The organism is Herbaspirillum sp. VT-16-41, from assembly GCF_001994935.1.
GTDB lineage: Bacteria > Pseudomonadota > Gammaproteobacteria > Burkholderiales > Burkholderiaceae_D > Herbaspirillum > Herbaspirillum frisingense.
In genome coordinates this window covers 1-8,677 of sequence record NZ_MUXB01000091.1, presented here as the reverse complement: position 1 = coordinate 8,677, position 8,677 = coordinate 1, and the positions used below count along the sequence as shown (strand labels likewise).

The 8,677-nt window shown below is 55.1% G+C and carries 8 protein-coding genes; 4 read left to right on the top strand and 4 right to left on the bottom strand.

The window, feature by feature from the left end; all coding sequences use genetic code 11:
* A partial coding sequence (locus tag BTM36_RS06915; protein WP_077235692.1) for a copper resistance system multicopper oxidase occupies nucleotides 1-1,287 on the bottom strand: 1,287 nt, incomplete at its 3' end.
* A 150-nt stretch (nucleotides 1,288-1,437) separates the two neighbouring features.
* On the opposite strand from BTM36_RS06915, the gene BTM36_RS06910 reads away from it, so the two are divergent.
* The gene (locus tag BTM36_RS06910; RefSeq protein ID WP_077235690.1) at nucleotides 1,438-2,133 is read left to right on the top strand and encodes a heavy metal response regulator transcription factor; all 696 of its coding nucleotides are present in this window, start codon (nucleotides 1,438-1,440) and stop codon (nucleotides 2,131-2,133) included.
* Nucleotides 2,130-3,509 (top strand): heavy metal sensor histidine kinase, encoded by a 1,380-nt coding sequence (locus BTM36_RS06905; protein ID WP_077235689.1) that lies wholly within the window; start codon nucleotides 2,130-2,132, stop codon nucleotides 3,507-3,509. Before BTM36_RS06910 ends, BTM36_RS06905 begins: the two co-directional genes overlap by 4 nt.
* 27 nt (nucleotides 3,510-3,536) lie before the next feature.
* Here BTM36_RS06905 and BTM36_RS06900 read toward each other — a convergent pair whose 3' ends face one another.
* The 3 genes from BTM36_RS06900 to BTM36_RS06890 form a co-directional block, all read right to left on the bottom strand.
* On the bottom strand, nucleotides 3,537-4,028 hold the full coding sequence (locus tag BTM36_RS06900) for a 3'-5' exoribonuclease (RefSeq protein ID WP_077235688.1): 492 nt from the start codon (nucleotides 4,026-4,028) through the stop codon (nucleotides 3,537-3,539).
* Nucleotides 4,029-4,039: 11 nt separating this feature from the next.
* Nucleotides 4,040-4,624, bottom strand: a complete 585-nt coding sequence (locus BTM36_RS06895) for a 3'-5' exonuclease (RefSeq protein ID WP_077235691.1) — start codon at nucleotides 4,622-4,624, stop codon at nucleotides 4,040-4,042.
* Nucleotides 4,625-4,756: 132 nt separating this feature from the next.
* Nucleotides 4,757-5,035: a hypothetical protein gene (locus tag BTM36_RS06890; protein ID WP_139347095.1), complete on the bottom strand. Its 279-nt coding sequence runs from the start codon at nucleotides 5,033-5,035 to the stop codon at nucleotides 4,757-4,759.
* Nucleotides 5,036-5,244: 209 nt separating this feature from the next.
* Here BTM36_RS06890 and BTM36_RS06885 point away from each other — a divergent pair, with 209 nt between their 5' ends.
* Together BTM36_RS06885 and tnpC are read left to right on the top strand one after the other, a co-directional pair.
* Entirely contained in the window at nucleotides 5,245-8,259 is a 3,015-nt protein-coding gene (locus BTM36_RS06885; protein WP_077235686.1) for a Tn3 family transposase, read from the top strand.
* Nucleotides 8,256-8,606 carry a Tn3 family transposase post-transcriptional regulator TnpC gene (tnpC, locus tag BTM36_RS06880; RefSeq protein ID WP_077235685.1) on the top strand — a complete coding sequence of 117 codons (351 nt, stop codon included), beginning with the start codon at nucleotides 8,256-8,258 and terminating at the stop codon, nucleotides 8,604-8,606. The genes BTM36_RS06885 and tnpC overlap by 4 nt, the downstream gene beginning before the upstream one ends.
* Nucleotides 8,607-8,677 lie beyond the last annotated feature (71 nt).

The window sequence follows — 8,677 nt, the reverse complement described above, 5'->3', positions numbered from 1 at the left end:
GGATTTGCCGTCCATGGAATCCATACTGTCCATGCTATCCATGCTCGACATCGAGTCCATGCCGCTCATGGACGACATACCCGCCATCGCACCGTGATTCATGTGGCCCATGGCCCCATGATCCATGCCGGCCATGGAAGACATGTCGCCCATCATGTCACCCATGCTGAGCCACTCCGGCTTGTCGACTGCCGGCACCGGTGCTGCGAGCCCCGCACGCGTGGCCAGCGTGCCGCGAGCGTAGCCGCTGCGCTCCATCGTCTGCGCAAACACGGTATAGGCATCTTCCTTGGGCTCGACGATCACGTCACAGGTTTCGCCTGGGCCGAAGCGGAATTCGTCCACGCTCACCGGCTCGATATCCACACCGTCCACCTGAACCACCTTCAATTTCAGTCCAGGAATTCGTACGTCATAGAAGGTGTTGCCGGATCCATTGATACAGCGCAGGCGGACTTTCTCGCCAGGCTTGAACAATGCAGTCCAGTTGCCTGCGGGCGTAACGCCGTTAGCGAGGAATGTCAGAACAGCTGCGGACAAGTCCCCCAAATCCGTGGGATTCATGCGCATCTCATTCCACATCGCACGATTATCCATGGCCGCCTTCACGCCATCTTTGCGTGCGTCGCGGACAAAATCCCCAGCCGTCACACGGTTCAGATTGTAGATATCCCCTTGTTTTTTGAGTTTGGAGAGTACGGACATTGGATTTTCATCCATCCAGTCGGAGAACAAGATCACATGTTCCCGGTCGGCCAGCTTTTTTCCGGCGTCAATGGGGTCGATGACGATCGCGCCATACATCCCGGTTTGCTCCTGCATCCCCGAGTGGGAGTGATACCAGTAGGTGCCACTTTGCTTCACCTTGAATTTGTAGGTGAAGGTCTCTCCGGGGGCGATACCAGCAAAGCTGATCCCAGGCACACCGTCCATCTGGAACGGCAAGATAATGCCGTGCCAGTGAATCGAGGTATGTTCGCGCAGCTTGTTGGTGACGTTGATCGTGACCATCTCGCCTTCTTTCCAGCGCAAGGTAGGTCCCGGCAGGGAGCCATTGATCGTCGTAGCGACGGTCTGCTTACCTGTGAAATTGACAGGGGATTCCGCAATCACCAGGTCAAACACGTTACCTGTAAGAACGGGCGCTGCGGAGGGGCTCGCCGTGGTTTCGGTAGCTTGAGCCACCGCTTGCATGGCACGCGACGACAGTCCCAGAAGGACACCTCCAGCGGCCAGCCCTTTGACAAAACGGCGGCGGGAATTCAAAGGGAACGATGAGCTCGACATAGGATAAAACTCTCCGAAATGGGGATATGGCGCTGATGATAAGTAGCGCTGGCGCTCAGTCGGATTACCCGCGCATTACATTCCTGTAATGATTGCGTCATCTTTGCGAACTCGACGTACCATGTATCCATCTTCTTATGTGTTCTCAAAATGAAACTTCTTGTGGTCGAAGATGAGCCCAAAACGGGCGAATACATTCAGCGTGGACTTACCGAAGCCGGGTTCGTTGTCGATTTGGCAAAAAATGGCTTGGACGGTTACCATCTGGCCATGACCGAGCCGTATGACCTGGTCATCTTGGATGTCATGCTGCCCGACGTGGATGGCTGGCGTATCGTCCAGTCCCTTCGTGATGCCCAAAAGACGGTCCCTGTCTTGTTCCTGACGGCGCGGGATAGCGTCTCCGACAGGGTCAAGGGGCTGGAAATGGGGGCAGACGACTATCTCGTCAAACCATTTGCCTTTTCTGAACTGCTGGCCAGGGTACGCACCTTGCTGCGCCGGGGTAGCAACGTGGTACTGCAAGATCGTTTGACGGTCGCAGACTTGGTGCTCGATCTCCCTCGACGCAGCGCCAGCAGAGGTGGCCGAAAGCTGGTGCTCACAAGCAAGGAGTTTGCGTTACTGGAGTTCTTGGCACGGCGTCGCAGTGAGGTGCTGCCTCGTTCACTGATTGCCTCCCAGATCTGGGACATCAATTTCAACAGTGACTCGAACGTCATCGATGTGGCCATCCGGCGCCTGCGCGCCAAGGTAGATGACGGCTTCGAGCACAAGCTGATTTTGACAGTACGAGGGGTGGGATACATTTTGGATGACGCTGACGCGCCCGGGAGCGCCGCGTGATTCGCCAACGGTCCCTGACCGTCCGTCTCACGGCGCTGTTTGCGCTGGCATCTACGGCCGTCCTGGTCGGTCTTGGGCTGCTCATCATGTCCACCGTGGCCAAGCACTTTACCGACCAAGACGAACAGCTGCTAGAAAAGGAGCTTGAACTCATCCGCATGGTAGTCAACGAGCGCGGTGCTGGTGCCATCACCAGTACCTTTGGCGAAGCATTGCACAACCACCCGGGCTTTTTCGTTCACATCAGCTCGATCGACGGCCGGCCTATGTATTCGACCCTTGCCGACGCGACCCAGCCAATCCTGGCGGCAGCCAAGCGTGTAGCCAGCGGTCATTCGTTCGCGGTCAATGCAGGCCAGCATCAGGAATTTCAGGCCATTAAAGCCTACTTGAAAGACGACAAAAGCAGCGAGCAACTGCAAGTCATTGTTGCCGTCGATACGGAAATCCATGACCACTTCATGCGCAATTTCCAGACGACGTTGATTTTGTATGTGGCGGGATCCGCGGTGATTGTGGTCTTGCTCAGCTGGTGGGCCGCCCGGCGCGGCTTAGCCCCGCTACGAGCGATGTCGGACAAAGTGCAAGCCGTCTCTTCGCATAACTTTGGGGAGCGCATGCCCATCGAGACCTTGCCGGTTGAAATCGCCGACCTGGCGGCCAAGCTGAACGCCATGTTGGAACGTCTCCAGCAAGATTTCCATCGCATCACCAACTTTTCGACCGATATCGCCCACGAGCTGCGTACGCCTATCACAAACTTGCTCACGCAAACGGATGTGGTCTTGACTCAGCAGCGCACCAATGAGGCCTACCGGGACACACTTTCCTCGAATGCCGAGGAATTGCAGCGGCTCGCCAGAACCATCTCCGACATGCTGTTCCTGGCCCAGACGGAAAACGGTATCAGCCTGCCCAGCTATGAGCCGCTCAAGCTCCAGGACGAAATTACCGAGCTTTTAGACTTCTATGATGCCTTGGCAGAAGAAAAAGGCGTGAATCTACAGTTGACGGGCGATGCCATCGTCCGGGGGGATCGCTTGATGGTCCGCCGCGCGTTGAGCAACCTGATCTCCAATGCCATGCGCTACACGCCAGCGGCTGGAAGCATCGCGGTATCGATCGTCAGGTCTGAAGGCGACGTGCTGGTAGCCGTCGAGAATGACGGCCCCGAAATCCCGGAGGAGCATCTTCCTCACTTGTTTGACCGGTTTTACCGAGCAGACAAGTCCCGCACCAAGCTTGATACCGATTCCGCTGGACTGGGCTTATCCATCACGCAGGCCATTATGCGGGCCCACCAGGGGAACGTCACCGTACGCTCGTCACAGGGGAAAACGCGCTTCACGCTGCGATTCCCTAATATGACGCTCTAGCAGCGTCTCCAGTGCTGTCCTGACGATCTATGCGATGGTCTCTCCTGCAGAGGCTGGAGGCAATTCACGAAAAGCGTAGCAATTAGCCTTAGCGTCATTGAGGGCGTGGTGCTCGGGCAGCTTATTCTGCTTGTGGAACTCGTACCGCAATAGCTCATTGATACGGTCAGCAACAAGCCGGCGCCGACACCATGGCGGCACCCGTCCATCCAACACATCGTAGAAGAGATCCCAATCCGTCTGGTAGTCGTAGCAAATGAAGACTTCTTGGTCCTTCGGCCGTACCAGCCTGAGCCAATTGGTCATCTGCAGGTAGAGTTCATCCTTGGTCATTTCCGCATGTGGTGCGTATCCCAGGAGCGGAAGGACGGCGGCCTTGACGAATTCGCTGCATTCCCGAACCTCGTAGGGAAGCTCGGCGTAAAACTCCTCGCCGCTTTGTGCGACCAGGCCGATGCTGATCAACTGCGGATCGAGAAAATCGGTGAACTCGGTGTCGATGAATACGTTGAATGACATCCTCTGGTCCTTTACGAAACAACCGTGCTGGCTTGACGCTGGTCCGCAAGCGTGGCATGTCCCAATACCCAGGGCATCAGCTTGGCGATATTGATTGCATCATCCAACCCGCGATGATGTTTCCCCTCTCGGCTGATTCCGCTCAGCGCGCACGCTCGGACCATGCCCACTTCCTTGCCGATGCGCTGGGCTTTCGCAAACAGTCGCTTGGCATTCTGGTGGGGCATGGTCAAGGGCATTGCGATCCCGTGGCGCTGGGCGTCCCTGGTCAGTTGCTTGTGATCGTAGTTTCCCCAGCTCATCCAGACGGTATCTGACGACACCACGTCGTTGACGAAGGCCCGCAGCGCCTGCGCGGCGACGGGAAGCAGTGGTGCCTGATCCACTTCTTCTTGCGTGATGCCGATCAACTGCTTGCAAAATGGTGTGAGTATCGGTCGCGCCAGCGGCCTGACCAAGTGCTGAAACCGCTCAAGCACCACGCCACCTTCGGTGGCCCAGCAGGCGCCGATTTCAATGATTTCCATCTCTTCCGGTGGGATGCTGCCGTCATCCGAACAGGTCGCTTCCAGGTCGACTACGAGAATTCTTCCCACATGATCCTCTTGATAATAGATATGGTCAGGCTCGGAGGCCAATTTCGCATGCGAAATTCCCCGCCTTTAGTGACTAAAGGGCAGTTGCGTTCGCAACTTGAGCCGGCTCAATTTCGAACTAGCTGGTAGCTATCAGCTAGCCGAAAAGTGTTTACTGTTGAATTTTCGGCTGATGCGCGCGGAAAATATTCGGCCATTCATTGAGCGAGATGGGCGCGTGGTCACTGCGACAGCATCGTCTTTGATGGAGAAGAACACTCGTTGACCAATCTTCCAGTCCATCAATGCCTTCGGCCATGAGACTTTGCCGCCGCGTTCGAGGATGGTTGAGTAGGTTTGACGTTTTTTCATGGCCGGCAAGGGATCCCAAATATACAAAGTTGATAGGCCGATAGCCACGATTTGAGCCATTTCATGCCACAGTTTAGTGCATCTCGTGCCCATAATTTATTCATGTCGTGATGCGAGGTAGAGCAAGGTATTCAGGATAAGCGAGAGCGTGAAAACTTGCCATTGACAATGACGTCGCGGCTGATGCAATGTCCCGGAAGCCGCAACATCTCACTACGCTCTCTCAATGAGTTCGCCTTTGAACGACTCCGCCAAGGAAACCTCGCACCATGGCCAGTATCGAACGAACCGCGTATCCAAGATTTCCACGGACGCTCACGCTTAAAGACCTTCAGACAACCTTCACGCCCCGTCCGGAAGAAGCAGAATGGGCGCAGAGTTTTGCCAGATTGCCAGCACGTAGGCTGGCGTTGCTGGTCAATCTGAAGTGCTTTCAATTCCTCCGATATTTCCCGCCCATCGATTCCATTCCAGGCGAGGTAGTTGAGCATATATCGGCCTGCCTCGGGATGCAGCCGGTGTTGAAGATATCGTATCCCGACACGGACACCTCTCCTTATCGACACCACAAGGCGATACGCGCTCTCCTCGGGGTCAAGACCTATGACCAGGTCAAGACAAAGGCGCTTGCCATTGACATCGCCGAACGGGCAGCCGCTGTCGTGGACACGCGCGTTGATATCATCAACATCACGATTGAAGAGTTGGTCCGGCTGGGATACGAATTGCCGGTGTTCAGTACCCTGGACAATATTGCTGAACAGGCCCATGCGCGAGCAGAATCTATCTTTTATACCGAGATAGGAAAGCGTCTTTCAACTACGCAGAAACGCTGGCTCGACGGGCTGCTCGAAACAGATTTGCCACAGCGCAGAACCCTCTATCATCAGATAAAGCGATCGGCAAAGAAAGCCTCCAGAAAGCATCTTGATCTCGTAATTGACCAACTCAATTGGCTTGAGTCGCTACCCGATGCCAGCGAACTGCTGCACGATGTGCCTGCTAACAAGCTGCGACATTTGTCGGAGCGTGCGGCTGTTCTGGATGCCGCCGAAATGAAGGACTACCGGCCGCAAAAGCGCTACACCCTCATTCTTGCTTTGATATGTCATATGCGTGTGGGTGCCCGTGACGATATCGCCGAGATGTTTATTCGCAGGATAGGCGCGATACACAAAAGTGCCCGAGAGGAACTACTTGTTCTGCAGGCCAAGCAACGAGAACTAAGTGAGGATCTCGTCGCCACATTGGAACAGGTTGTCGAGATTCTAGCTGAGGGCTTGGAGGACGCCCCTACAGGAAAACGCATCCGTGAACTCTTGGCCCCACATGGAAGCCTTGATCGCTTACAAGGCGACTGCGAGGCCATCCGCGTGTGGAGCGGTGGCAATCATCTTCCTTTATTGTGGAAACCATACAAATCATGGAGGTCGGCGATGTTCCAGATGGCTAAGGTATTGGTGTTCACCCCGGCCACTCAAGACAAAACACTGTTGAAGGCCTTGGAAGTCGTTTTGGAAAACGAACATCGCAAGGCTGAATGGATCAGCGACGAAGTCGATCTATCCTTTGCGTCGGAACGCTGGCGCAAGCTGGTGCGGCGCTCCCATGGCCTCGGGAACCCCACCAATCGGCGTTATCTTGAGGTGTGTGTTTTCTCGCACCTGGCCAGCGATTTGCGCAGCGGGGACATGTGTATCGAGGGTGCCGGCACATTTGCTGATTATCGGGATCAGTTACTTCCCTGGAGCGAATGCGAGGCGCTACTCGCTGACTATTGCGATCGAATCAGCATCCCCAGCACCGCCGACAGCTTTGTCGATCACTTAAAGAATTTGTTGGCAGACACCAGTTCGCAAGTCGACAACGAATTTCCCAATCACGCAGGTGACGTCACAATCAGCCCCAATGGCGAACCAACATTGCGGCGAGTCACGGCACGAGAAATCCCGGCTTCGGCCATCGCGCTCCAGGCGGCCATCGAAAATCGTCTGGTGCCGCGTAATCTGCTCGATATCTTGGCTAATATCGAACACTGGACCGGCTTTACTCGGAATTTTGGGCCCCAGTCAGGCGATGACCCCAAATTGAGGAATGCGAGAGAGCGATATCTTCTCACCGTCTTCGCGATGGGTTGCAACCTGGGACCGCACCAGGCAGCACGGCACCTTTCCAACGGCGTCACGCCTCACCAGCTTTCCTATGTCAATCAGCGTCACATGAGCCTTGAGCAGCTAGATAGCGCCTGCCGCGACCTGACCGAGCTCTACCTGCGGCTGGAACTGCCCAAACTGTGGGGCGACGGTAAAAAGGTAGCCGCCGACGGCACGCAATATGATTTCTACGAGCAGAACATGCTGGTGGGTATGCATTTCCGGTACCGCAAGATGGGTGCAGTTGCGTATCGACATGTTGCAGACAACTACATTGCGAATTTCCGCCACTTCATACCGCCGGGTATGCTGGAGGCAATCTATGTGATCGAAGGGCTGCTTAAAGCGGGCCTGAGTGTGCAACCAGACACGGTCTACTCGGATACACACGGGCAATCGGAGGTGGTCTTTGCGTTCACGTACTTGAACGGGATCCAGTTGATGCCCCGAATCCGCAACTGGAAGGATCTGAAATTCTATAAGGCGGAGAAAGGAACACGATATAAGCACATTGATCGGCTATTTAGCGATGTCATCGACTGGAAGCTCATTCGGAACCACTGGAAGGACCTCATGCAGGTCGCTATCTCAATCCAGCAAGGGCGCGTTGCATCACCCATGCTATTGCGCAAGCTAAGCCACGACGGTCGCCATAACCGGCTTTTTGCGGCATCTCGCGAACTGGGGCGAGTTCTTCGTACGGTCTATCTCTTGCGCTGGATTTCTCAGAAGGAAATGCGTCAGGAGGTCACTGCAACAACGAACAAGATCGAGTCTTATCATGCATTCACCAAATGGCTGGACTTCGGGGGTGACGTCATCACGGAGAATGATCTGAATGAGCAGCAGAAGCGGATTCGCTATATTGATCTAGTAGCGTCGGCGGTGATCTTGCAGAACACGGTCGACATGATGCGCATTATTCAAGAACTGTACGCTGAGGGTGAAAACATCGCCGTAGAAGATGCAGCGTTCATGAGCCCGTACGGCACCACGGGGGTCAAGCGGTTTGGCAATTACCATCTCGACCTGAAACGGCCGCCAGAGGCATGGTTAAAAGAATCGCTGTTCCGGCAGGCGGCAAAACGCGCGAGGGAACAAGCGACTAAGGACGCAGAAGGAGCAGCATGACAATGCATCACCGAACTACACTGAGCGCATACGGGCTAGTCGATGCACAGGCCTTAACCGAACTGGAGGAGGGGTTCGATACATCCGCCATCCTTCGGATGGTCGACCAGCTTGACGACATGGTCGATCAGCTGCGCTCTGAGGATGGTTTGCGCGACGAATTGCTGAGACTGCACGGTATGGCACACACCGTCATCAACGGCGCCGGAATTTCCGTTACTACGGGGGAGGACACCATCACAGAAGTTGCCTTCGACACCGTCGCCAGTATCCATAGCCTCCGCGCCACTATGCAGTCGTGGCTTCTGATACTAGAGCCGCTGGAAAAGCTGACGCCCAAAGATTAGGCATAAAAGTCGGTTTCTATATTACTTTTAGGCTTATATCCGAAAATTTGCTTTATCTCGGCTGGCTCCCA

Bases quoted from the DNA above. Each gene is read 5' to 3' on its own strand.
- BTM36_RS06910 (WP_077235690.1), top strand. From the start codon at position 1,438: ATGAAACTTCTTGTGGTCGAAGATGAGCCCAAAACGGGCGAATACATT.
- BTM36_RS06900 (WP_077235688.1), bottom strand. From the start codon at position 4,028: ATGTCATTCAACGTATTCATCGACACCGAGTTCACCGATTTTCTCGAT.
- BTM36_RS06890 (WP_139347095.1), bottom strand. From the start codon at position 5,035: ATGGCTCAAATCGTGGCTATCGGCCTATCAACTTTGTATATTTGGGAT.
- BTM36_RS06885 (WP_077235686.1), top strand. From the start codon at position 5,245: ATGGCCAGTATCGAACGAACCGCGTATCCAAGATTTCCACGGACGCTC.
- tnpC (WP_077235685.1), top strand. From the start codon at position 8,256: ATGACAATGCATCACCGAACTACACTGAGCGCATACGGGCTAGTCGAT.